24 protein-coding genes and 1 pseudogene are annotated in these 25619 nt (G+C 43.3%); 17 read left to right on the forward strand and 8 right to left on the reverse strand.

Translation table 11 applies throughout. The features are described from left to right. Positions 1-6 precede the first annotated feature (6 nt). The 5 genes and pseudogenes from ACVIJU_RS18800 to ACVIJU_RS18820 all read right to left on the reverse strand — a co-directional run. Positions 7-1113, reverse strand: a complete 1107-nt coding sequence (locus tag ACVIJU_RS18800) for a carbon-phosphorus lyase complex subunit PhnI (protein ID WP_117017253.1) — start codon at positions 1111-1113, stop codon at positions 7-9. Further along, positions 1113-1712 (reverse strand): phosphonate C-P lyase system protein PhnH, encoded by a 600-nt coding sequence (gene phnH / locus ACVIJU_RS18805; RefSeq protein WP_117017254.1) that lies wholly within the window; start codon positions 1710-1712, stop codon positions 1113-1115. The genes ACVIJU_RS18800 and phnH overlap by 1 nt, the downstream gene beginning before the upstream one ends. A 16-nt stretch (positions 1713-1728) precedes the next feature. Next, a complete protein-coding gene (gene phnG, locus ACVIJU_RS18810; RefSeq protein ID WP_117017255.1) occupies positions 1729-2151 on the reverse strand; it encodes a phosphonate C-P lyase system protein PhnG in 423 nt (140 codons plus the stop codon). Positions 2152-2433: 282 nt separating this feature from the next. Then, positions 2434-3135 (reverse strand): GntR family transcriptional regulator, encoded by a 702-nt coding sequence (locus tag ACVIJU_RS18815; protein WP_117017256.1) that lies wholly within the window; start codon positions 3133-3135, stop codon positions 2434-2436. Positions 3136-3348: 213 nt separating this feature from the next. Next, positions 3349-3444: pseudogene (locus ACVIJU_RS18820) on the reverse strand (ArsR family transcriptional regulator); the annotation flags it as partial. Positions 3445-3904: 460 nt separating this feature from the next. Between ACVIJU_RS18820 and ACVIJU_RS18825 the strand changes: the two are divergent. The 16 genes from ACVIJU_RS18825 (at position 3905) to hypF (ending at position 19197) form a co-directional block, all read left to right on the forward strand. Further along, on the forward strand, positions 3905-4432 hold the full coding sequence (locus ACVIJU_RS18825; protein WP_117017258.1) for a DUF1641 domain-containing protein: 528 nt from the start codon (positions 3905-3907) through the stop codon (positions 4430-4432). Continuing rightward, on the forward strand, positions 4425-4781 hold the full coding sequence (gene hypA, locus ACVIJU_RS18830; protein WP_063387609.1) for a hydrogenase maturation nickel metallochaperone HypA: 357 nt from the start codon (positions 4425-4427) through the stop codon (positions 4779-4781). Before ACVIJU_RS18825 ends, hypA begins: the two co-directional genes overlap by 8 nt. Further along, positions 4774-5469: a hydrogenase nickel incorporation protein HypB gene (gene hypB, locus ACVIJU_RS18835; RefSeq protein ID WP_063387610.1), complete on the forward strand. Its 696-nt coding sequence runs from the start codon at positions 4774-4776 to the stop codon at positions 5467-5469. Before hypA ends, hypB begins: the two co-directional genes overlap by 8 nt. A 230-nt stretch (positions 5470-5699) precedes the next feature. Then, positions 5700-6671 carry an NADH-quinone oxidoreductase subunit B family protein gene (locus ACVIJU_RS18840; protein ID WP_117017259.1) on the forward strand — a complete coding sequence of 324 codons (972 nt, stop codon included), beginning with the start codon at positions 5700-5702 and terminating at the stop codon, positions 6669-6671. Between the two features lie 503 nt (positions 6672-7174). Next, positions 7175-8809, forward strand: coding sequence for a nickel-dependent hydrogenase large subunit (locus tag ACVIJU_RS18845; protein WP_066248150.1), 1635 nt, complete (start codon positions 7175-7177; stop codon positions 8807-8809). Positions 8810-8959: 150 nt separating this feature from the next. Next, complete coding sequence (locus ACVIJU_RS18850) at positions 8960-9430, forward strand: hydrogenase maturation protease (protein WP_063387612.1); 471 nt, start codon at positions 8960-8962, stop codon at positions 9428-9430. Next, positions 9420-9722 carry a hypothetical protein gene (locus ACVIJU_RS18855; RefSeq protein ID WP_063387613.1) on the forward strand — a complete coding sequence of 101 codons (303 nt, stop codon included), beginning with the start codon at positions 9420-9422 and terminating at the stop codon, positions 9720-9722. Before ACVIJU_RS18850 ends, ACVIJU_RS18855 begins: the two co-directional genes overlap by 11 nt. A 213-nt stretch (positions 9723-9935) precedes the next feature. After that, positions 9936-11159, forward strand: coding sequence for a tetratricopeptide repeat protein (locus ACVIJU_RS18860; protein ID WP_240326800.1), 1224 nt, complete (start codon positions 9936-9938; stop codon positions 11157-11159). 26 nt (positions 11160-11185) lie between these two features. After that, positions 11186-11563 (forward strand): hypothetical protein, encoded by a 378-nt coding sequence (locus tag ACVIJU_RS18865; RefSeq protein WP_066248148.1) that lies wholly within the window; start codon positions 11186-11188, stop codon positions 11561-11563. 2 nt (positions 11564-11565) lie between these two features. Then, on the forward strand, positions 11566-12417 hold the full coding sequence (locus ACVIJU_RS18870; RefSeq protein ID WP_117017260.1) for a NifU family protein: 852 nt from the start codon (positions 11566-11568) through the stop codon (positions 12415-12417). Then, positions 12399-13499 carry an NHL repeat-containing protein gene (locus ACVIJU_RS18875; RefSeq protein ID WP_117017261.1) on the forward strand — a complete coding sequence of 367 codons (1101 nt, stop codon included), beginning with the start codon at positions 12399-12401 and terminating at the stop codon, positions 13497-13499. The genes ACVIJU_RS18870 and ACVIJU_RS18875 overlap by 19 nt, the downstream gene beginning before the upstream one ends. 127 nt (positions 13500-13626) lie before the next feature. Further along, positions 13627-13908: a HypC/HybG/HupF family hydrogenase formation chaperone gene (locus tag ACVIJU_RS18880; RefSeq protein ID WP_063387617.1), complete on the forward strand. Its 282-nt coding sequence runs from the start codon at positions 13627-13629 to the stop codon at positions 13906-13908. 131 nt (positions 13909-14039) lie between these two features. Next, the gene (gene hypD, locus ACVIJU_RS18885; RefSeq protein ID WP_327873440.1) at positions 14040-15161 is read left to right on the forward strand and encodes a hydrogenase formation protein HypD; all 1122 of its coding nucleotides are present in this window, start codon (positions 14040-14042) and stop codon (positions 15159-15161) included. A 170-nt stretch (positions 15162-15331) separates the two neighbouring features. Further along, positions 15332-16366, forward strand: coding sequence for a hydrogenase expression/formation protein HypE (gene hypE, locus ACVIJU_RS18890; protein WP_063387618.1), 1035 nt, complete (start codon positions 15332-15334; stop codon positions 16364-16366). Positions 16367-16418: 52 nt separating this feature from the next. Then, positions 16419-16673, forward strand: a complete 255-nt coding sequence (locus ACVIJU_RS18895; protein WP_117017262.1) for a Uxx-star family glutaredoxin-like (seleno)protein — start codon at positions 16419-16421, stop codon at positions 16671-16673. Positions 16674-16935: 262 nt separating this feature from the next. Then, positions 16936-19197, forward strand: a complete 2262-nt coding sequence (gene hypF, locus ACVIJU_RS18900; RefSeq protein ID WP_117017263.1) for a carbamoyltransferase HypF — start codon at positions 16936-16938, stop codon at positions 19195-19197. Positions 19198-19565: 368 nt separating this feature from the next. Here the strand turns inward: hypF and ACVIJU_RS18905 are convergent, their stop codons facing one another. The 3 genes from ACVIJU_RS18905 to ACVIJU_RS18915 form a co-directional block, all read right to left on the reverse strand. Continuing rightward, a complete protein-coding gene (locus ACVIJU_RS18905) occupies positions 19566-21029 on the reverse strand; it encodes an NAD-dependent succinate-semialdehyde dehydrogenase (protein ID WP_456687902.1) in 1464 nt (487 codons plus the stop codon). 722 nt (positions 21030-21751) lie between these two features. Further along, positions 21752-22930, reverse strand: a complete 1179-nt coding sequence (locus ACVIJU_RS18910; protein ID WP_063387621.1) for an iron-containing alcohol dehydrogenase — start codon at positions 22928-22930, stop codon at positions 21752-21754. Positions 22931-23129: 199 nt separating this feature from the next. Beyond that, positions 23130-24455, reverse strand: coding sequence for an MFS transporter (locus tag ACVIJU_RS18915; RefSeq protein ID WP_063387622.1), 1326 nt, complete (start codon positions 24453-24455; stop codon positions 23130-23132). A gap of 448 nt (positions 24456-24903) precedes the next feature. Between ACVIJU_RS18915 and ACVIJU_RS18920 the strand changes: the two genes are divergently transcribed. Beyond that, the gene (locus tag ACVIJU_RS18920; protein WP_063387623.1) at positions 24904-25611 is read left to right on the forward strand and encodes a FadR/GntR family transcriptional regulator; all 708 of its coding nucleotides are present in this window, start codon (positions 24904-24906) and stop codon (positions 25609-25611) included. Positions 25612-25619 lie beyond the last annotated feature (8 nt).

Raw genomic sequence — 25619 nt, forward strand, 5'->3', positions numbered from 1 at the left:
TCCTTTTTACATTTCTTGCTTGCTTTTTGATTTGCGTACAATATCAAGCTTCGATTGGAAAGTGACATAGTGAGGCAGCTTCAAATGTGAAATAAACCCGGTGGATTCAACCGAATCAATATGATAAAGGACAAATTCCTCGTCTCCTGTCGGATAGTCCCTATTTCCTTTCTCCAAACTATTGTCTAAAATCCCCATTGCGATTGCTTTCGTTTCGTTTTGACCAAAGCAAAGACCATATCCGATTTCAAACTTAATTTCCTTTTTCCCGTCCCCGACCTCAACTGTTTCCGGAATTAACATTTCGACTTCGGTTGCTTTAATTTCCCCAATATAATAAGCATCGTCTTCTCCATTAAATGAATGAAAAGGGCTATCGATGTAAACCGGCAAATAGCCGACACGCAGTTCACCTACTGTTGGATGAAGACTTCCATATCCGCGAATGACGGCATAAGCTAATGAAGTCACCGCCCCTGTCTGGCCTCTCGTTAAAACTTGGAGACGCTGACTGCGGGTGGAAGGAAACGTCAAGCTTTTTCTCGTTACATCATCAGGCTCTGTATTATCCATTACACACTCCGAGAACAAACCTTCTTTTCTTAAGTAATCACTTACTTTTGGCAGTTTGCCAAAATGTTTTTCATCCACTTCATCGAGCGTTTCCTTCTCATAGGCTGAAAGCCAATTTACTGCATCTTCATCTGTTTCCTCCATGAGGTCAAAGTCGAGCAAACGATGAGTGTAGTCAGTTGTAGCTCCTAAAATTTGGCCGCCTGGTATATCTTTAAAACTAGCTGAAATTCTTCTTTCGATACTCATATCCTTTGTATTAACTATTTGCGAATAATGCTTGCGCGGTAAAGTGGATCGATATGCACGAAGCAGAAAAACCGCTTCTTCAAGATTGCCTTCAGCATGTTTGATCGCTAGCGCCGCAAGGGTTTCGTCATATAGACTGCTCTCTGACATCACCTGATCAATCAATCCCCGCAGGCCAGCTTCAATTCTGCCAATGTCAAGAACAACTCCTTTTTTTAACCGCTCATATTTCAGCCGTTTAATCGACTCCTCAATGGCAATTGTTCCGCCTTTCACTGCCACATATCCCATCAAAGCTTCCTCCCTTCTGATAAAATTTGCGTCGTCCTTGGCAGACATAAGAGATTATGATTTTTGTCCACAAAAATTAAATCAACCCCCATTGGAAATTCAGCGTTTTGTTGCTGTCGAACTTCCATCCAATTCCCATTTACTGAAACATTTACATAATTTGCTTCTTCAATGCCCGGACCTGTTAATTTGAAATCGCACCCATCCGTAACAGCATCTGCCTCAACAATAATGGTTGCTGAATCATGGGGATCGATGAGACTGCCGGTTTTTACTCGCTGTAATATTTGCCCAAGTTCATCTTCAGCTTTGTCATAAAGTACAAAAACGAAATCAGCGCGTTCTGCCGCATCAGCTTTTGCATAGGTTAGTTGGTTTATCCAGCGAGTTGTCTCTTCTTCCTTCTCGGAAACTACCTTAAAGGTCACTTCAGTATCTAGAAGCATTGCAGCCAGAACAAGTGTCAAGGGAAAACAGCCAGCCTCAAGATCTACTTTGGCCGCTTCATCTTTTAAATTTGTTATCAATCCAGGCCTAGACATGGAATCAACAACTTTTCGATATGCACGTTGAATATCGTGAATAAAATCTAATTTCATTCAACCTCTGCTCCTTTTAAACATCCATCGTTTCAAAATTTACTTTTGTCTTCAAAATTTTCATGAAGGAGTTCTTTCTTTGCTCATGAATTGCTGCTTCCTCCTTCAACAAAACTTCATTCCATCGTTCCGTTTCTGGCAATTGTGCATTGTAAGCTGCATCGACCACAGCCAAATGGTATGCTAATTCCGGCTCATGTCCTTTTAATATGCCGATGCCGATATACCCGTTAATTTCCACTTTACATTCTGTTACAAAAACTTCTCCTAAGTAGAACAAACTGTTCTTTGCCGTTTCCCGAACCTTTACCATTACTAAACCGTTGTCCGGCTTTTCAATCGTTTTTACCTCATACTTAGCTAAAATTTGTTGTGCTAATGTGGCGGCAACGTTCTTATTTCCGTTGATTAAAATTTCTGTTCTTCGCCTTCTTTCCATTTCCGCCCCTCCATCATGATTTTTTGCTTCCGTTGATTTAAGCATATCTTGTTGCCAAGTGGAAAAAATTTAAAAAAAAGTAAATTCTATTAATTTTTTGCAAACGCATTTTTAAGAAAATGTTAATGAGCACACAAAAAAAGAGAGATTCCTTGAATGAATCTCTCTGCTGCTTTCAATCCAAAATCGAAAGCATATAAAAACAAGCAGAGAAAAACGCATGTTTTCCTCTACTTGTTGGATTTTAGGGACTTATCGGACATACCCGAAAGCAAAAGTTTTTTATATAACAAAGTTAAAGCAATCACTCCGATAAAAAATTTCTGTATGTTCAAGCACCGTTCCGGTTTTTTTATCGATACATCCTGTCTCCAACACTAAAAGCGGAATTAAACTGGTGCATTCAAGAATTTCCCATAGGAATTTAGTCGGAAATAAAACCTTTAACACGCTTGACTTCGATTCAAATTCAGTGAAGCCTTTCTTTTGATAATAATCAAACATGGACGTGATTTCCTTGCCATACAAATCAATATCATCAAATACGGATTTCGCCACGTAGGAAATATGCAAGGCAATTGGTCGATTATTGACAATGCGCAGCCTGCCTATTTTAAATACTCGATCCGTTTCCTCAGCACCGAGAGAATGAAAGATTGCTTTATTATAGCCGATTTCTTCGCAAAAAATGTTTTTCGATCGGAAATGGTGCCCAAGTCTAATCATTTTCCTGCTGAAGCTTTCATCCCCGGAAAGAACAAGCGGAATCTGCATTTGCCGATCTTTTACATAGCTGCCCTTTCCTTGTCTTGAATAAATATATCCCATCTCCTGAAGCCTTTCGTATACTTTGCGGATTGTCATTCGCGGAACGTTAAAATAGTCAGCAAGCTCATTTTCGGATGGTAATTTATCATTGGCCCCATACCTGCCAGAATGAATATCTGATATGATTTTATCAATGATCTCCATTTCTTCTGCCATCTGCATTCTACCCCGCTTTGAAATTGACCTGCTATTTTTTCACACGGCAGTTCAAAAACTGCGCTTTGAAAAATATTTTTTGCTACACTTTCTATTGGTTACATTCAGTATAGTTTAAGTAACTGGAACTGTCCAAGCCCATTTTATAGTCTATAGAGGATCCAACTGCTAATTTGCTTTAGATGCTGATAAATAAAGTTTTGCTGCATTATATTAATCTAATTTGCGAAGATGCTTGCTAATCGACGGCTGACTTATGTCAAACACTTCAAGAAGCTTGCAAACGCAATGTGTAAAACCCTCCTGGAAAGCATTAAGAACGTTTCAATCGAGTTGAAATACGTTCCTTCCATCCATGTTCCATAAAATTCCTTTCTGTTTCTTGTGTAGAGCCGGATCAGTTTTGGAAAATATGAATCAAAAAATACTAAAATTTTCAAGCTCTTTACTAAACCCATTCTATTTAACCCTTATCGGTAAAGGTATTGATCAGTTTTCATCATTTTATTCCACAACTTATCACTATTCTTGAAACAACTTTACTTGATAGTTTTTTATTTCGTTCACCTCTTTGCATATTTTCATATCCAGTATGGTCAACGAATGATTCTATTAGCAAAGAAGCAAAAACTTGAAATAGTTTTTATAAAATATGGTGTTAAAATATTCTGAATTGTTGTATTATTATTTTAACAGCTAGCAAAAAAAGACAACAATGTTTCCAAAATGACGCACTTTTTTCTGTAAAAACCAAGAAGGAGGAATCGAAATGGGGGAGGCCGGGAAAGGAGCGGTTATGGAGACGTCCATTGATCACTTGTTGGTTGAAAAGCTTTCAGATCCGCGAACGATGGAGCAGCTAATCCACTTGCTTGATAAGCTGGAGAATGTAACGTTCCTGCTGGATATGCTGGAAAATTTTCTTCGCCGCGGACCGGAATTTGCTGATTCGATCAATGAACTTGTCGTTCTTTTGCGACAAAGCATATCTAGACCAGAATATGTTACGCGTTTTGAGAATGCTTTAACCGCGTTGCATAAAATGCAAGAATTCCTCGATTCTCCGCAAGTTCAAGAGCTGATCAAGTCCGATGTTTTAGACGTGCGCTCGGTGCAAGTAATTGGAAAGGTGTCGCGTTCATTGTATCAAGCCTCTAAAGAAGCAGCGGAAACGGGAACGAAACGTGTGGGAATTATTGGTCTGATGCGGACATTAAGCGATCCGGAAGTACAGCCTGCACTTAATTTCGTCCTTAATTTTGCACGAAACTTATCGAAGGAGATCAGCGATGCATGAGTTGTCTATTGCCCAAAGCTTAGTTGAATTGGCGGCAGAAGCGGCGGAAAATTCGGGAATAAAGAAAGTTAAAGCGCTGTTTTTAAAGCTTGGAGTATTATCAGGTGTCGTAAAAGAAGCCTTAGAATTTTCTTTTGATGTGGTTGTTCAGGGAACTTCTTTGGAAGGGGCTAAACTCATTATTGAAGATGTCCCCGTGACCATTTTCTGTCCCAACTGCCAAGAAGAACGGATTTTGCCTGAACCGCTTCCTATGCGCTGTCCTACGTGCGGCACAAAAACTGGCCAAGTCCTTGCGGGACGAGAGATGGAATTGTACGCTTTGGAAGGTGGAGAAGAAAATGCATGATTTGACCTTGAATCCTCGAATTGTTGAAATTCGCCAGAATGTTTTGAAGAAAAATGATCTCCTTGCTAGAGAATTAAGAAAGCGGTTTCAAAACGTGGGCGTTTATGTCGTCAATCTCGTTTCCAGTCCTGGAGCGGGAAAAACGACGCTGCTTACAGAAGTGCTTACCCGCCTTGGCAAACGCTATCGAACAGCCGCTTTAGTTGGCGATTTAGCAACTGAAAACGACGCGGACCGCTTGCGGCAAAGTGGAGCAAAAGTACGCCAAATTACTACTGGCACAGTTTGCCATCTGGAAGCGGAAATGATTGAGCGAACGTTGCAAGATTGGGAGTTGGAAACATTTGATTTTCTTTTTATCGAAAATGTTGGAAATCTCGTCTGTCCCGCAAGTTATGACTTGGGAGAAAACCAGCGTGTAGTTCTTTTTTCCGTGACAGAGGGCGAGGATAAACCGGTAAAATATCCGACTATTGTCAACAGTGCTGATACGGCGATTATCACAAAAATTGATTTAGCGGAAGCGGTAGATTTTCAGCGAAAACGATTTTATGAAGCATTGAATGAGGTGCGCCCAGGCATTCGCATTCACGAAGTTTCTGCTCGCACAGGAGAAGGAATTGACGAATGGATTTCACAACTGGAAGCGGATAAATCAGCATTTATTCATTCGTCCGGCTCTCTATAAGCAAAATTTTAGATGAATAGAACGCTGCGAAAGACTATGATTTTGAGTTGTTTGGTTGAAATAGAAAACGATTTGAATCAAGCCGACAAGTCGCCAAACACCAGTGAGACATCTAAACAGGAGAGCGTCTATACGAAGATGTATTTTAAAATATCAGAACCTTCTGACTTAAATCACTCAAGGTATTGAAATTGAAAAATCTTGCCCAAAACTTTTTGGAGGTGGAGAAAATGGTGAATCTCCTTTGGATGCACGGCGGTGCGTGCAATGGAAACACTCAATCATTTTTAAATGCGGAAGAGCCAACGGTCATTGATTTAGTAACCGATTTTGGCATTAACATTTTGTATCACCATTCTTTGTCGATGGAGTTCGGTGAGCAAGTTCGCCGCCTTTATGAGCAAATTCTCAATGACGAAATCCCGCTGGATATCTTGGTGGTAGAAGGGACAATTATTCAGGGACCTGACGGTACAGGGCACTATGATATGCTTATGGACCGTCCGAAAAAAAACTGGATTTGGGATTTCGCCCATAAAGCGCAATACGTTGTCGCAATCGGTGATTGTGCGTGCTGGGGTGGAATTCCGGCGACAAAACCGAATCCGTCTGAATCGATTGGTCTTCAATATATGAAAGAAGAACGCGGGGGATTTCTTGGTACACAGTTCCGTTCGAAAGGTGGACTCCCAGTCATTAACATTCCTGGTTGTCCGGCTCATCCCGACTGGGTGACGCAAATTCTTGTAGCCATTGCTACTGGCCGTTTGGAAGATGTTGTTTTAGACGATCTTCAACGTCCGCAAACGTTCTTTAAAACGTTTACCCAAACGGGCTGTACGCGTGTGCAGTATTTCGAGTGGAAAGAGCCGGTGGAAGAGTTCGGACAAGGTACGCGAAAAGGATGTCTCTTTTATGAGCAAGGCTGTCGAGGTCCAATGACTCATTCGCCATGCAACCGCATTCTTTGGAACCGTCAATCTTCCAAAACTCGGGCAGGAATGCCTTGTATTGGCTGTACGGAGCCTCAGTTCCCGTTCTTTGACCTAGCACCTGGAACAGTTTTTAAAACGCAAAAAGTTCTCGGCTCAATTCCAAAAGAAGTACCACAAGGCACCGATCCGCTCAGCTACTCTGTGAATGCGGCATTGGCACGTGCTGTGGCGCCGAAATGGGCGAAAGAAGATATGTTTGTTCCGTGATATTAACGAAATTCGGATTTTTGTCATCAAGATGAAGTGGAATCAGATATGAGTGAAGCACCAATAAACCGTTTGTGATCTTACTTAACGGAAAAAGTGACATCTCCACAAAGACGTGAAGCTTGTTCCGTGATCATTAACTAAATTCGCAACTTTTGTCATCAAGATGAAGTGGAACCGGATATGAGTGAAGCACCAATAAGCCGTTTGTGATCTTACTTAACGGAAAAAGTGACTATCTACACAAAGACGTGAAGCTTGTTCCATGATCATGATCATTAATGAAAATCACGACTTTTGTCATCAGCATCTAGTGGGAACCGAACATAGGTGAAGCACGAATAAGCCGTTTGTTGATGTTGCTTAACGGAAAAAGTGACCGTCTCGTCTACACAAAGGCATGAAGAAAGTTATTTTGTATGTTTGAAATCGACGATTTCCATTTACTGTGATTCAGATATCTTTTAATGGAAACCATTTTAGAAACGAGGTGCCTAAAGAACATGAAAAAGCAAGAGGCTATTGTAAAAACAAACAAACTGGAAATTAAAGTACATTCCCTCGGTCGTGTAGAAGGAGATTTGGATGTAAAAGTAGCCATTGATGATGGCGTTGTTGTAGATGCTTGGACGGAAGCAACGATGTTCCGCGGTTTCGAGATGATTTTAAAAGGAAAAGATCCGCAGGCCGGTTTGATTGTTACTCCTCGGATCTGCGGCATTTGCGGCGGCAGCCATCTAACGAAAGCAGTTTATGCGCTCGATACGGCTTGGGGGACGGAAGTACCGCCGAATGCTACGCTCATCCGCAATATTGCTCAAGCGGCGGAAACGATTCAAAGCATTCCGCGTTGGTTTTATGCTTTGTTCGCAATTGGTTTAACTCATCGACATTACGCTTCTTCTAAGCTGTACGATGAAGTGGTTCGCCGTTGGGCTCCTTTTGAGGGAGAGCATTATGAGATTGGCGTCACTGTTTCAGCTAAGCCGGTGGAAATTTACGCAATCTTTGGCGGACAATGGCCGCATTCCAGCTTCATGGTTCCGGGAGGCGTTGTCAGCTCGCCGACATTGTCCGATATTACTCGCTCTATCTCGATTTTGGAATATTATCGGGAAAACTGGCTGGAGAAAGTTCTTCTTGGTTGTTCCGCTGAACGCTGGCTGGAAAACAAGACTTGGGACGATGTTCTTGCATGGCTGGATGAGAAGCCGGAACATCGCAATTCTGATCTTGGCTTATTCATTCGCTATAGCATGGAAATCGGATTGGACAAATACGGAGCGGGGCCGGGCCGCTATTTAGCCACTGGAAGCTTTTTTAACCCGCAGCAATACCGCTATCCGACGATTGAAGGACGCAACGCAGCGCTGGTTTCCCGTTCGGGAATATTTGATGGGGAAAATTTCCATGATTTTGATCAAGCACGGATACGCGAGGATCATACCCATTCTTTCTATCGCGGCAGCGGTTCTTACCACCCGTTTGAAGGAGTAACCGATCCGGTGGATCCGATCGAAGGGCAAAAAGAAGGAAAATATACGTTTGCTAAAGCACCGCGGTATGATATTCCAGGCATCGGAGAAACTCCTCTGGAGGTAGGTCCGTTGGCCCGCCAAGTAATTGCTGGCCGCTCTGGTGCTGAGGAGTGGCAAGATTATGATCCTCTCTTTTTGAACTTGATTAAAGAAATCGGGCCAAGTTCGATGGTGCGTGTGTTGGCTCGCCTTCACGAAGCCGCGAAATATTATTTGCGCATGAAGAAGTGGTTGAAGCAAATCGATTTAAACGAAAAATTTTACATCAAGCCGAAAGAATTGCCTGAAGGACGCGGATTCGGAGCTACAGAAGCAGCCCGCGGCGCTTTGGCTGACTGGATTCAAATTAAAGATGGAAAAATTGAAAATTATCAAGTCGTCACTCCGACAGCATGGAACATTGGACCGCGTGATCGTCACGGTCAGCGCGGACCTATCGAAACAGCGATGATCGGCGTACCTATTAAGAATCCTGAAGATCCGGTCGAATTGGCTCATATTGCCCAAAGCTATGATTCATGCCTTGTTTGCACCGTTCATGCTTATGATGCCAAGTCGCATAAAGAGTTAGCCAAATATAAAGTGATAAATATATGCTGATATCTCTAATATGCAACTTTAAGTGACGTGTTTTTCTGCAGTGCAAGCATATCAGCAGACGTTTCATATACAACTGTAAAACTAATAGTCGAGTAAAACAGACAAAGAATGGTAATGGGAACGGTACGCCTGCAGAAGGAGGAATTTTGTATGAACGTTATGATTATTGGATGTGGCAATTTGCTGCGAAGTGATGATGGGGCGGGACCCATGTTGATCCGCAAATTGTGGGAACATGGGGTCCCACCGGGAGTCCGTTTGGCTGATGGCGGAACTGCTGGCATGGATGTAGCTTTTCAAATCGGGGATGCAGAGGAGCTGATTCTAGTAGATGCCTGTAAATCAGGAGATGAACCGGGCACGATTTTTGAAATTCCAGGTGAAGAGGTGGAAACTCCTCCGCTAAAAGATGTTAATCTTCACGATTTCCGCTGGGATCATGCGATTGCCTTAGGCCGATGGCTTTTAAAAAGCCGCTTCCCGAAGAAAGTGACCGTTTTCCTGATCGAAGCCGAAAACATATCGTACGGATTTGGATTGTCTCGAACGGTGGACAATGCCTTAGATCGTTTAGCGGATGAGCTGCTTCAGCGCTTAGGAGGGAAAAAAAGTGAAGCTTGAACTGACACCAACTGGCTATCTTCATATTCCCGCCGAAGAAACGGTGCGGTTTCCTACAGGAACAGCCATCGTTTTAATACGTGACGAAGAACTGTGGGTGATGCCGGTAAGTCATTTGGGAGCGGGCGGATTGCTGTTAAAACTGCGCAATTCTCGTGGAGATCGAAGCATGTTTGTCCAAGAAATTTTGCCTGAAGGTGTGCAGCCGGGAATTCGTGACGCTGTATGGGATGAACGATATGGAGCGCTTCGCATGCCACTTTTTTGTTCCTGTGCGATGTCGGAGAAGTAAAAGTATATAAGCCGCTTCATCCCTTGACTTGAATGGTCATGATGAAGAAACAGTTTTGGACCTGGCCGACAGGACGATAAGATGATATCCATACTAAATGAAACGAGAGTGAGTAATTGCACAATAATCGTTAGTACGTTAGAACATGCCGATCTTAGTTATTTAGAGGTTTCGTTGTTTTTCCAATTACAGTTTTTAAAAGGGGGAATAACAGTGCTGCAGCCACAGCCAATCGGTGTTTTTCCTGGAGCGGCAGGTTTTTTTCTTCTACCACCTGTTCCAAATGCAGATCAATTCATATCCCTTCTTCTCCGCGGACATTTTCCTGATCGTTGGCCGGAGAACTGGCGTTTTTTTGCTGCGGCGATTGAGGGAAAAAGCGAAGACGAGGTGCTAACATTATTGCCGGAAGGACCGGAAGCTGCTTATAACCGATTTATTTTAGATCCACAAACATATACATACACTTTAGCCAAAGAAGTGCTCCCAGACGATTTCTCCTTGCTTTTGGATGCAGCGGCGTGGCGCCTGAAACTGTTTGAAACTCCCCCACCGCTTGGCGATGCGTCAGGAGAAATACGGGCGTTTTTATTGGCGACTCAAGCGTACGACGCGTTTCAACAAAAGGATTGGCCGACTGGGCTTTCGCTTCTTTCCGAAGCCGCCGCTACAGTAGAAAACGTGTCACCTGTTTTTTCCGCTCGCCTTTACGCGGAATATGCGGCGACAAAACAAATGCTTGGTGATCGCGGGAAGGAGACAGTAGAAGGATACCGGAAAGCCCTCTCTCTTTTAGAAACGTCTTCCTTTCAGGAAGCAAGGGCTGAACTGTGGTTTCAATTAGGCACAGTACATCAAACTGGCGCCGATGGACGGAAAGGTTCTCTTCTAGAAGCAGTCAGATGTTATCATGAAGCACTAAAAGTATATCGGAAAGACACTTATCCAGAAGAGTATGCTACCGTTCATATGAATCTTGCTTTAGCGTATTTAGCCATTCCGTCTTTAGACCGCAGCGCCTATTTGCGCACAGCGACAGCGATCCAGTCATTAAGAGAGTCTTTACGCATTTTTAAAAAAGATAAACACCCTGAGCTTTGGGCAAGCGCCACGGTCAATCTAGCCAATGCGCTGCAACATGTAAAATCCTCTCATCTTGAAGATAATCTTTGGGAAGCAGTAGCTCTTTATGAAGATGTGCTCGAAGTACGCCGCTCTAAAGACGATCCAATAGCATATGCCCGCGTTTTAGCTAATCAAGGGAATGCGTTGGCACATCTAGGTGCGTTTTCCCGAGCGGTACCTCGGTTGGAAGAGGCCAGTCAATTGTTTCGTAAATATGGAGAGCATGAGGCAGCGAGTGCCATCGAAGACGTATTAGCGGAAATTGCCCTTAAGCGGAAGCAAGCAGCAGTCAATGAAAAAATGGAACAGTAAAATGTGCGAAAGAGAGGAAGGATTGCATGAATCCCCACGAACAGCAATATTTTAATCTTTTGTTGGGTATGGCGGTTGACCGCTTTTGTGAACGTATCATCCAGCGCAATGAAGGAGCTCAAAAAGCTCTGGAACGGCTTCGCGCAAATCCTCAAAGTGAGGGAATTTGGCTGAACGAATTTGTGGACGCTTTCTTTCGCGATGCCCTTCTTGATAATCCAGCGGGCTCTTGCCTCATTTTGCAGGCTTTAGCCAATCATCGCGTCAATGATTTTATTAACATTGTTGACCGTAATACGGTTGAAGAAATGCTGCAGGAGATGGCCAAACAAACATTTGCCGCTTTATTATATCGGAAAACCGAAGAAGCTCTGGAGCAAACATTGGCTTTTGGAGGTGAGTGATCATGAAAGTTCAGCAGGAAGAGGATTTTCAAGCTTTGGCTGGACGGGTGGATCGCGTGCTGGACTCGATAAAGGGTCTGCCAGAAGACGCTCGGATGAAAGCAATGGAATTGAAAAAAGCCATTGAAGCCTTTCACGAACATGCTCTTAGAAAACTCGTTCGCACGTTTCGTGAAACGGAGGCGGGAAAAGAATTGCTGTTGAAAGCTGCAGAAGACCCTTCTATTTATGCGATGTTTTTGATGCACGGAATCATTAAACAAGATTTATTTACCCGTACCGCCGCCGCGTTAGAAGAAGTGCGTCCTTATATGCGTTCCCACGGAGGTGGCGTGGAGCTAGTTAAAGTGGAAGGAAATACAGTTTATGTCCGCCTTCAAGGAGCTTGTTCCGGTTGCTCGCTATCCGCTATGACGTTGAAAAATGGGATTGAGGAAGCAATTAAAGCCCGCGTTCCAGAAATTGAACATGTTGTCATGGTCGAAGAGGAAGTGACCTCCGGCTACATGCCATTTCACGCTATGAATGATACTGGAAATTTAGAACAAAACGGATGGGTGCAAGGTCCATCCGCTTCGGAACTGGAAGAAGGGAGTCCTGTTCGCTTTTCGCATGAGGAGCTCGATGTTTTGCTGGTTCGCTTAGAAGGAAAAGTAATGGTATTTCGCAATCAATGCCCTCATATGGGGATGTCTCTTGACGGAGGACTGGTGGACAACTCTATTATTACTTGTCCATGGCACGGCTTCCGTTTTGATTTATCCACCGGGGAATGCATGACGGCACCTCACGTGCAGCTAGAACCATTTCCAGTTCGGGTAGAGGATGAAAAAATATGGATACGATTAAGTTAACCGCATATCCCGAACGGTGGTTAGGGGGACCGGCCCCAGGCGGTCTTGTGCTGCCCCCTGCCCATCCAAACAGGATTCATCTTTATGCACCAAGGGGAGTGTATGTAGACGATGATATTGTAGTGGCGGCCGACAGCGGCAACCATCGCGTACTCATTTGGTACAGCTGGCCGGAAAATGATCATGCGCCAGCTGACATCGTTTTAGGTCAGCCTGATTTTGAAACAGAAGGACCAAAGCTGTTTCATCTCCCAACTGGCGTTGCGGTCATTGAAGGAAAGCTATTTGTCGCAGATGCTTGGCACCATCGTCTGCTCATTTGGGAAACATTGCCAAAAATAAATAACCAGCCTCCCGATTATGTCTTGGGACAAGAGGATCTGTCAGGGACATCCCCTAATCGAGGAGGAAAAGTTAGTCCGACTGGATTTTATTGGCCATATAATTTTGCATACATTGATGAATGGTTTTACGTAGCGGATACGGGGAATCGCCGAGTTTTGGGATGGAAAGGTTTACCGGAAGATGGGCGTGTTCCTGATGTCATTCTTGGTCAACCGAATGGTTATGTAAACAGTGAGAATAGGGGAAAAGGCGTAGGAACGGATACGTATCGCTGGCCGCACGCTCTTGCCGGCGACGGAAATACGTTATACGTTGCCGATGCGGGCAATCACCGCATTCTTGGCTATACGCCGCCTCCAGAGACGGACCGCCCAGCTGAGTTAGTTCTCGGTCAACAAGATTTTACTCAGTCATTTGAACTTCCACATGTACCGCAAGGACCCCGGCGCTTCCGGTTTCCTTACGGAATCGCACAATACAACAATTTGCTAGCGGTGGCTGACACGGCAAACAACCGCATCCTTCTTTTTACTGAGTCGCCGCGAAAAGGAGCGTATCATCCTGCTTCGTATGTTATTGGCCAAGCAGATTTCGAAGGAATGGGAGAAAATCGCTGGAAAGCCGTAACAAGGGATTCACTTTGCTGGCCGTACGGGATTTGGTGTCATCAAAATCGTCTGGCAATTGCTGATTCAGGAAATAACCGCGTCATCATTTGGCGCCTTGAATTTACATGATTGTTCTAAAGAATCTCTAACAAAAGTTTCAGTGTTTTAGTGTTCGAATGAACTTCTAGTTTTCTTTACGGACAATAAAATATCTAAATTTTCATATTTATTGCAAATCGGGGGGAGCGATTCATCTATGTGTTTAGCTATTCCAGGCCAAATTGTAGAAATGTTAGATGGTGACCGCCATTATGCTGTGGTGAATGTTTGCGGTGTGCGCCGCAAAATTAACATTGACTTATTAAAAAATGAACATCTCCTTCTTGGAGATTGGGTGCTTATTCATGTGGGATTTGCGATGAGCAAAATCAGTGAAGAACAAGCAAATGAACAATTGAATTTGCTAAGCATGTTAAATGAATCGGATGAAGCGATCGAGGAAGTACAAGGTTACCAATTTGATAACGAAAAAGTTTAAACATGTTAATACACAGCGCTGGAGACTTAAGGCAACAAAAGGCATATGATTGGTCAATCAAAACCCGTTCCGAAAAAGACGATATGCATGCAGGCAGTCGTTGTTGATCTAATTTTAGGAGGTGCAGTTTAATGACGACGATGAAATATGTTGACGAGTTTCGCAATCCGGAATTAATCCGCAAAATATCGGAAGAAATCCACCGTCTCGTCGATCCAGATTATCACTATCGTTTTATGGAGGTTTGCGGAGGACATACCTTTTCGATTTTTCGATTTGGATTGCAGAATCTGCTGCCTGAAAACATTGAGCTTGTCCATGGACCGGGATGCCCTGTCTGTATTCTTCCAATGGGACGTATGGACAATGGACTTTCGATTGCCAAGCAGCAGAACGTCATTTTTACCGCATTCGGTGATGTAATGCGCGTTCCCGGGAAACATGGAACGCCTCTCGAACTAAAAGCTAAAGGGGCTGATATACGTATGGTGTACTCCCCTTTAGATGCTTTAAACATAGCGATGAAGAATCCAGACCGGCAAGTTGTGCTGTTCGCGATTGGCTTTGAAACTACCGCCCCATCAACAGCATTGACGCTCATGCGCGCACGTGAATTGGATGTGCCCAATTTCTCTGTATTTTCCAATCACGTCCTAATTATACCGGCAATGCAGGCAATATTGGATTCTCCGGATATGCGCATTGATGGGTTTATCGGACCTGGTCATGTTTCATCTGTAATCGGCGCCCGTCCTTATGAAAGCATCGCAAAAAAATACCAAAAACCGATAATTATCTCCGGTTTTGAACCGCTCGATTTACTGCAATCGATCCTCATGCTTGTAAAACAAATGCGCGAGGGGCGGTTTGAAGTAGAAAATCAATATAGCCGCGTCGTTCCTTACGAAGGAAATATGTCTGCACTTGATGTAATGAAAGAAGTTTTTGAAGTCCGCTCTCTTTTTGAATGGAGGGGACTTGGGGCTATTCAGCAGTCTGCGCTCAAATTGCGGCCTGAATTCGCCAAGTGGGATGCGGAAGTTCGTTTCCAAGTCGAGGGATCTCGTGTGAGTGATCCGCAAATGGCGCCTTGCGGACAAGTATTAAAAGGTATATTGAAGCCGCATCAATGTCAGCTGTTTGGCAAAGAATGCACTCCGGAACATCCGGTGGGAGCTCTTATGGTGTCGTCAGAAGGGGCATGCGCCGCCTATTATCATTACGTTCATTTGCAAGAAGCAGTGGGTGAATAAAAAAAGAGGAAATTATATAGATTGTTTTCCCTGTTAGGTGAAATACAATGCGTTTCGATTTCGGGCAGTGGCAGGGTTCATCAGCTTACTTTCAGACGTTATATGATTTGGGAGACGCTCACTGAACTTCTTAATTAATCGTTGCATCAGGAAGAAAGGAAGGAACAAGCATGAAGACAGCCAAAGTGAATTTTACTGATTCTTATATCGAATTGGCTCATGGCGCTGGTGGGAAAGCCAGCAGAAGACTGATCGAAGGACTGTTGGTTCCCTATATGATGGGGGACAAACCAGCAGAATTAAATGATGCGGCATATGTTGAGGCAAATGGGAGCCGATTGGCGTTTACTGCAGACAGCTTTGTTGTCAATCCACTCGTCTTCCCAGGGGGATCTATCGGCGAACTTGCCGTCAATGGGACTATAAACGACTTGGCGATGGGAGGAGCAAAGCCGTTGGCTTTGGTGACAACACTTATTATCGAAGCGGGATTGACAACGTCGGAGTTGGAACGGGAGGTGGCGGCTATCGCCAAGGCAGCTCAACGTGTCGGAGTGCCTGTGGTCGGGGGAGATACGAAAGTAGTGGAGCACGGAAAAGCGGACGGTCTGTACATCACGACAGCCGGTATCGGCCTTACCGATCCGCGCGTTTCTCTTTCGTCCAGAAACGTTCAACCGGGTGATCATGTCATTTTGTCTGGTGCAATTGGTGATCATGGGATTACCGTTCTCTTGGCTAGAGGGGAGTTGGATTTAGAAGCTGACCTTACTTCCGATACTCGGGCGGTTTGGCCGTTCGTATCGGCACTTATTGAGGCGGCGGCGCCGGGGCTTAGATGGCTGCGCGATCCAACCCGAGGCGGTGTAGCTACGGCATTAAACGAATTGGCAAGAGACGCTCAAGTAGCTGTTATACTCGATGAAGAGGCAATTCCAGTTCGCCCGGCAGTGCGCGGTGCCTGCGAAATTTTAGGATTGGATCCCCTTCATATTGCCAATGAAGGGCAGTTTCTTGCCGTCATTTCGCCTGAATACGCCGATATCGCATTAAAAACACTTAGAAGCATGCCGGGCGGGGAGAATGCGAAGCGCATTGGTGAAATACAAGCAGAGCCAAAAAAAGCAGTTTTAGCACGTTCTCAATATGGAGGTACACGCTTGATCGATATGCTGATTGGCGATCCGTTGCCTCGCATCTGTTAATCAATCATGAAAATGCTTAATAATAAATCATCTCTTTGGAGGATGAGAAATAATGCTGGAGCTTTATGGTGCGAAAGGATGTCCTTACACGAAGGAATTGCGGGAAAGTTTATTATGGGACGGAAAAGAATTTGTCGAGTATGATGTCGAAGAAGACAAAGCGGCATTGAAGCAGCTTGTTGTTTTGACGGGAGGAGGTACTGTTCCAGTCTTAGTAGAAGACGGGCAGGTCATTCAAATAGGAGTTTCCGGCCGCGGATGCATGGTTGCATTACCGTCCGCAAAGGAGGAGAAGCCGTTTTCTTAAACGGGCGCCCCCTCTCTTCTCTTTAGGTAAGATACGTGCAAAATAAACGGATACATCTCTAGGAAAGTGGAATATGTCGGCATGAAAAGTTCTGTTATGTATACGCCTTCAGTTCAGAATGCGAGAACAAAGCTAAATGCCAGCGCATTAAGTTCAACGGACAATGTTTTCTTATTCAAAGTTCGGACGGTCCACTGAGCTCTATTTATCTGTTCGAAAGCTCGAAAATCTCCCGTTTTATAACGAAAGCAGGTGATTCATCATGAAAATAGCGCAGCGTATTTGCATATATGGTGTTGTGCAAGGGGTCGGTTTTCGTCCTTTTGTCTTTCGTAAAGCAAAGCGGTGGAAGCTCAGCGGATGGGTGCGCAATGGAGAAAGCGGCGTGGAGATTCATGTGGAAGGGGACGCAGATGCCATTCAACAATTTGTTCAAGAAATTACAGATCGATACCCTTCCTCAGCTAAAATAACCAATTTGGAAATTAAAGATGCGCCTTTACAAGAAGCAGCTGATTTCGAAATTTTGGCCAGCACGCTCCATAATCGGCCGACAGTGCAAATTCCTGCTGATCTTGCGGTTTGTCCGAAATGCTTGTCAGAATTGTTTGATCCAGCTAACCGCCGATTCCTTTATCCATACATCAATTGCACGGATTGCGGTCCACGATATACGGTCATTGAGCGGCTGCCGTATGACCGGCCTTATACGACAATGCATATGTGGTCTATGTGTCCGGCTTGTTCAGTGGAATATTATGATCCGGCGGATCGACGGTTTCATGCGCAGCCAACTGCTTGCCCCGATTGCGGTCCTCATTATCATGTGCAGGGACAGGATGGAGAAATACATGGTGATGAAAAAGCAATCAAAAAAACGGCCGAGCTCCTTCGTTCTGGGCGCATCGTTGCGATCAAGGGGCTTGGCGGCTATCTTTTGGCGTGTGATGCTGAAAACGAAGAAGCGGTATGGGAGCTTAGAAGGCGGAAGCGACGCGGGGAAAAGCCGTTTGCCTTAATGGTAAAAGATCTCGAGACAGCAAGGTCGTTTATCGATATATGTGCGGAAGAAGAAAATCTCCTTACATCTTCCGCCCGACCCATCGTGTTGGCACAGGCTCGCCGATTGCTGCCGGGAGTAGCTCCTGATAATTCCGATTTAGGAGTAATGCTTCCATACACCCCTCTCCACCATTTGCTGTTTCATTTCGACGCACCAGAAGTGCTTGTAATGACAAGTGCTAACCGTTCCAGTGAACCGATCATCTATGATGATGAAGAAGCGATCAAGGCACTTGAAGGCATCGCGGACGCATGGCTTATTGGGGAGCGCCCTATTGCCCGCCGCGTCGATGATTCCGTCGTTCGCGTCAGCCCATTTGGCCCTACTGTACTTCGGCGGGCGCGGGGGTATGCGCCGCTTCCTGCTGCCCAATTGCCCAGTGATCGGCCTGTACTTGCGGTTGGAGCTGACCTAAAAAATACCATTACATTAGTGGTCAACGGACAGGCGATCATGAGCCAACATTTAGGAGATTTAATGAAATACGAAGCATATATGTCATTTGAGCAAACGGTCCATGATCTTTTGTCGATGTATGATGTTCGATTGCAAGAAACGATTGTGGCGTACGATCTTCATCCCGACTACCAATCTACCGCCTTTGCCCACAATCTAGAAGCTTATCAACATATTGGCATCCAGCACCACCGCGCTCATGTGGCGTCCGTGCTGGCGGAGCGAAATGCATTGGACAAACGGGTGATCGGAGTGACGTTTGATGGAACAGGTTTTGGCGACGATGGAGCGATCTGGGGCGGCGAGCTGTTTGTCGGAAGCGCTGCGGAAGGTCTAAAACGGCGCGGACATCTTCGTTACGCCATGCTTCCTGGCGGAGATGCGGCGGCACGCATGCCGCTTCAAGCGCTGGCTGGTTTCTTTGTGGATGATCCGAAATGGGCAATAAATGTCGGCAAGCAGCTTTCGTTTCCTGAACGATTTTTCACGGCAGTGAAGATGGTAGAGAAACAATTGCGCACCTTTCCAACAACGTCCGTCGGCCGTTTGTTTGATGCAGCAGCGGCCCTTTTAGGATTTACCGGTCCTATCTCATTTGAAGGACAGGCAGCCATTTGGCTGGAGCATTTAGCACGTACAGCTCCATTAGAGAAGGTATATTCTTTCCCGTGGAATGGAAAAGAGCTAGACTACCGTCCTTTTTTAAAGGAAATGGCAGAAGACCGTCTAAAAGGAAAAGATGCAGCGGTGATTGCTCGCGCATTTCATCGAAGCGTCGCAGAAGGCATATTTAGAAGTGTTCGTTCTTTAGGAGCGGCTTATGAAATTGACACTGTTGTGTTGTCCGGCGGCGTATTTCAAAATTCGCTTTTGTTAGCTGATTTGAAAGAGTTATTTTTTGAAAGCGATATGCATATCTGGGCCGGTGAAGAAGTTCCGCCTAACGACGGCGGCATTAGTCTCGGGCAGGCAGCGCTTGCAGCTGCAGCGCATTCGAATTTATGAGTCGTTATTGCTTCAAAAGCTGTAAATATTGGTCTATCACTTGCTATGTTTTAATTGTTGTACATTCATTTTTCCATTCAATGTATTGTAGACCGCTGACTCGAATTCGAGGAAGCCCAAGTATGACCCCACATCAATTTATGTTTCATTCTTCGCATCGTCTATTAAAAATTTTTTACAAGACATCTTTCGGCGGCTGCACTTAAAGAAGGAAAATTCCTTTTCCGTCCAATTTGTAAAAATGAATAAAAAAGCAGATTCATCAAGGGCTGCTATGCCAAAAATGTGCAGAAAAGCTGTTCAGGCTGCTGCCCTAAACGGATGAATCTGCTTCTTATCTATTTATCTTCCTTTTGCATTAGACCCGTTTAAACACCCATCGAAATATACTTAACTTCTAAATATTCGTCTATTCCATGGTGTCCCCCTTCTCGGCCTATTCCGCTCTCTTTCACGCCTCCAAATGGCGCTTGGGCGACAGCAGGAATCGAATCGTTCAAACCGACGATGCCAAATTCCAATGCTTCCGAAACTCTAACGGCTCGGCTGATATTTTGCGTATAAAAATATGCTGCTAAGCCGTACTCGGTATTATTGGCATATTGAATGACTTCCTCTTCTGTATCAAATGGAATAATCGGAGCGACAGGCCCAAATGTCTCTTCCTTTGTAATCAGCATATCTGTGTTGACTCCAGCTAATACGGTTGGTTCATAGAACAATCCTTCCGACAATTCGCCTCCGATTCTTTGTCCGCCGCAAAGAACGCGGGCTCCTTTTGCCAAAGCATCATGGACATGCTCTTCTACCTTTTCTAACCCTTCAGAGCTTACGAGAGGTCCTACTTGAACGCTTGGATCTAAACTATTTCCAACTTTCAATGCTTGCACCTTTTTCACGAAAATTTCCGAAAACTTGTCTAAAACGGAACGCTGAACGTAAATTCGATTGGCACAAACACAAGTTTGTCCTGTATTTCGAAATTTACTTGCCACTGCACCAGAAGCAGCCGCCTCTAAATCAGCGTCTTCAAAAACGATAAACGGTGCATGCCCGCCCAGCTCGAGCGATAGCCGTTTCAATTGAGAAGCCGACTTTGTCACCAGTAATTTTCCGATCTCAGTCGATCCGGTAAAAGAAATTTTTCTTACAATTGGATTTTCGAAAATTTCATCCGAAATCGGACCCGCGTTGCCTATTACCAGATTGATGACTCCGCGAGGAATCTCTGCCATTTCGACTAATTTGCAAAAAGCAATGGCACTGATTGGAGATTGCTTCGCAGGCTTCACGATTCCTGTGCACCCACTTGCCAAAGCAGGGCCTAGCTTTCTTGTCATCATAGCCAACGGAAAATTCCAAGGGGTAATAGCAGCCACCACACCGATTGGCTGACGGATCACTAGCAATCTTTTATTCGGAACAGATGCAGGAATCGTTTCTCCATAAATCCGGCGGCCCTCTTCAGCAAACCATTCTAAATAGCTGGCGGCAAAAACTACTTCCCCTTTTGCTTCCGTTATCGGTTTTCCCATTTCCAAACTGACGATTTCCGCTAATTCATCTTTGTATTCATGCATCAAATCCCGCAATTTCAGCAAATATTGCGCACGATCGTTTGCAGTTAATTTCGACCAGCTTTTAAAGGCATGCTCTGCCGCTTCAATCGCTTGGCGCGTCTCGAAACGACCGCCATTGGGGACATTCGCTATCGTTTTTCCTGTCGAAGGATTCATAACTGAAATGGTCTTTCCGTCTTTTGCCTCTATCCATTCGCCGTTCACATACATTTTTAGATCTGTTAAATCAACTAAAGAATTAGTTTTTAACACGGTTAACCCTCCTTATGATTGCAAATTAAAGCTTAAGTTTGCAGCAGTGGAATTTTTCCATTCTGTACTTGTTTTTCACCAACTATTAAGTGAAACTCAAACCTAAAAGAGTTGCCATTTCAAATAAACTCATCATCATTTTCTCTGTGTATTTTTTGTCCTTTATGAAGAGCCACCCCAATCAAGCTTGTTCATTTATCACAAAGCTGTGCTTTACATCGATGCTTCAACAATTTTCTAAAACAACACATAGAGAACACATTCGTTCTGCGGCTAATGTATAAGAAGGTCATAGAATCCTTTGAACTTCTTTTTTGGAGCTTTAAGATTGAAGTTTGGAGGTTTGAAAAAGATTCAAACTCCCGATGATTTCGCAAAATGAGAATAATCGATTTTTAGACAACAGAAAATCGCAACCATTCGATTTTTACAATGCCTTTATTCCCTGTTTAAGAAGCAGCTAGACGACATGAACCACTAAGGCTGCTATTTTCCACTATACCCATCACATCAATTTTTCCATTGACAATTGACAATCTGTGTAACTAGGATTTCAGCAAAATATACTAGAAAGTCCACATCAAATAATCCGCTTCGCGACAACGAAGAAGATTGAAAAGCATCCATGCGCCGGAAGTCCGTTTCTCCGCATTACATAAAAGCATGAAATATGATGATAAGAAACCTGATTTTGTAAACTAAATCGTTTATTCTCTCTATTATTAGAACTCTTCTAAAATACCGTCATAAGCTCTCTCAATGATTAATTGAATGTCGGCCGGCCTTGTCAGTCTAGGATTTACATGCACATTTCCACTTCTCATCGAATCCTCCACTAATTTCGGAATCAATTCTTTTGATACACCCAGGTCTTTTATATTGAGTGGAATTTTCATCGTTCGATTCATTTCAATGACAGCGTTTATTGCTTCTTCAGCGGCCTCAATAGTAGATAAACCGGTAACATCCTTCCCTAAAGCGGCCGCTATATCTTTGAACTTTTCTGGACACGCAGGCAAATTGAATTTCATCACAAAAGGTAAAAGCACTGCGTTTGCAATTCCATGCGGAATATTAAAAACTCCTCCAAAAGTATGTGAAATCGCATGCACATTTCCTAACCGAGACTGCGCAAAGGCTATTCCAGCAATCATGGATGCAACCAGCATGTTTTCTCTACTTTTTATATCTGTTCCCACAAAGTAGGCTTTCGTTAAATTTTCGCCAATCATTTTAACAGCGTGAATAGCTAATGCTTGGCTTACAGGATTGGCTGCCTTGGATGTATACGATTCAATCGCATGAGTTAACGCATCCATGCCAGTTGCTGCAGTAATTTCCTGAGGCAGATTGAGTGTAAGAGCCGGATCCAGTATAGCTAATTTTGGATATAAATAAGGACTAATGACTGCTAATTTAAATAATGTTTCTTTATTGGTCACAACGGTTGAGGCCGTTACTTCACTTCCAGTACCTGCCGTAGTCGGTATAGCTGCGATTGGAAGCGGCGGAATGGCAATCTTTCCTACCCCTTCATAATCAAAGATATGGCCGGGATTTTTCGCCATCACTGCGATGCCTTTGGCAGTGTCAATACTGCTTCCGCCGCCTACAGCCAAAACGGCATCATTTTGATACTGCTTCAGATATTCAGTGCCTTTATGAATCGTTTCATCAGACGGATTCGGCTCTACCTCATCATAAATTTCATAATTCACGTTTGCAGCATGGAGCGACTTTTCAATTCCTTCTAAAAGGTTGGCTGCTCTTACCCCTTTATCAGTTACAATGAGTACATTTTTAACGCCTAATTCCTTTATCATTTCTCCCGTTTTTTCAGATATTCCATTACCACATTCTACTCGTGTAGGCATAAAATACGTATAAGGCATTAAAGACATTGCTGATAACTTCCTTTCTACAAGTCTTTCCTGATTTCAAAACTTTTTTTAGTTCATGTTTTTAATCCATTCACTATAAAATGAATTGTTTATTGGCCTTCAGCTAACATTTCATATTGTCAAATTTCATGCAAATATCAAGATTAAACATCAGCTATAGTGTGCGAGCGGCTGGGATTTTTTAATTAGAAATCACTACCTAATTTTGATCTACATTTATGTCACGGGACAATTGGCCCGCATGTTCCTTCCGCATTGCAAATAGCAGAATGCTTGGAATCAAAAGCGAAGCGCTTAAAAAGAACAAGGCAACGTTTACGCTTCCGGTAGCATCTTGAATCATCCCGATCGCATAAGGGCCTGCAAAGCCGCTTAAGTTTCCAATTGAGTTTATGGCAGCAATTCCCACAGCTGCAACAGACGAACTTAAGAATTGAGTCGCTAAAGACCAAAAAGGACCATAGAAGCTGTACATTCCCGCAACTGCTACTGACATCATTAAAATCGACAAGAAAGGAGATGACATCATTCCCGACCCAAACAATCCCACACATCCGACGATTAGAGCAATCGCTGCGTGAATACGTCTCTCTCCTAAGCGATCAGAGCGGCGAGACCAAATATTCATAGCAATTGCACCGAATATATAAGGAATCATCGTCAGTAATCCAATTTGTGTGTTTGATAATACATCTGATAGTGATTTTATAATTTGCGGCAGCCAGAACCCGATTCCATACAAACCGATGTTGAACGTAAAGTAAATGACAGCCAAATACCATACTCTAGGATTAGTCAAGGCATATTTAAATCCATGATGGTTTGAGTTTGCCTCAGCATTAGCCTCTCTGTCTTTCTTTAATTCTGCAATTAACCAATTCTTCTCATCATTCGTAAGCCACTTTGCTTGTTCAGGGCTGTCCGTTAAATAGAAGAGCGTTAAAATTCCTAAAATAACGGCCGGTATACCTTCAAGGATGAACATCCAACGCCATCCGTCCAACCCGAGCCAATTTATATTGTCCAAAATCCATGTTGAGACAGGAGCCCCAATAATATAAGAAACTGCGATAGCTGTCATAAACATGGCAATTGTTTTGGCCCTTTCTTTAGCTCTAAACCAGTAAGTAAGATACAAAATTATGCCTGGGAAAAATCCTGCTTCAAACGCTCCGAGCAAAAATCTGAGTATATATAGATGGATGGCGTTTTCAACAAATCCGGTTAAGACCACAACAATTCCCCACGTTATGAGAATACGGGCAATCCATTTGCGCGCCCCAACACGTTCCAGCATTATATTGCTTGGCACTTCAAATAGAAAATAACTAATGAAGAAAACGCCGGAAGCAATTCCAAACATTTGGCTCGTCAGCCCAAGTGCATCGTTCATATCCAAAGCAGCATAGCCTAAATTCGCCCTGTCAATGAACGCAATAATATACAATAGAATAATAAACGGAACAATTCGCATAGTTACTTTTCGCACTGTTTGCTTTTCCAAAGACACTGCGTCATTCATCATACCCACTCCCCCTAAATTTAAAATGAATATAGAAAAAACTGTATAGATTGAATGAAGTAAATGTTCCGAAAATTATTGAAACGAAATTACTTCACTTTATTTACAATTAGGAATCAACACACCTTAAAGTACACAGGCTGAAGGCCAAAAAATCTTATAAAATGTAAGTGTTTACATTTTCAGACTAGAATAAAGGGTCCCTATTTTGTGTTGGATCCTAATGTAAATAACATGTTCTAACAACTTGTTATTTGTAATACAAATTAGTAATACAAATTTCACTGTATATCTTGTGTTTTTTATTTTTTTTGATTATTATAATCATAAAATAGCGTGTTGTAAATTAAAATTTCAAAAAAATTATTATAAATTTGTTATATAAATCAATAAATTTGTTATACAAATTTCGTCCATTCCCTATTTTAGAACTACGAAAGGAGAGGGAGTCATGGCCAAAAAAGAAAAAGTTTCGCAAATGATATCTCGTGAATTATTGAAACAAATTGAAATCGGAAAATTTCCACCAGGCTCTAAGCTGCCGACAGAAATGGAGTTGGCTGCTCAATTCGGTGTAAGTAGAGTACCTATTCGCGAGGCTTTAAGTATGCTGCGTGCAGCAGGTGTCATTTCCTCGCGTCAAGGCGGCGGGAGTTATGTAGAAGAATCAACAAATTCATCATTATTACAGCGTATTCGAATTGAGAGCGATGATGTGGACAGCATTAAATATTTATTTGAAATGAGAAAAATTTTGGAGCCGGAAGCAGCATATTTAGCAGCACTCCGACGTACACCTGAACAGCTAGAGCAAATGAAACGAATTTTAAAAACAATGGAAAATGAATCTTTAGAAGAAGGAGACATTTCAACAGAGGCCGATATCGAATTCCATCGTTCGATTATTTTGGCTACACATAATCCAGTTTTAATTCAAACACTTGAAAATCTATCCTCTCTTTATGAAAAAACATTAAAGATTACGTTGCGACCTAACGTGGAGTTAAAACAAAAACGAAAAGCTGTATATCAAGAACATTACAATATTTTACAAGCAATCGAAGCAGAAGAACCGGACCTCGCCAAAATCCAATGTCTCATCCATTTAAAAAATGCTGAGAAAAAATTAAGTCTGCTTTTAAGAGATTATACGATATAGAAAATTGG

Source organism: Aeribacillus sp. SP014, assembly GCF_054055575.1.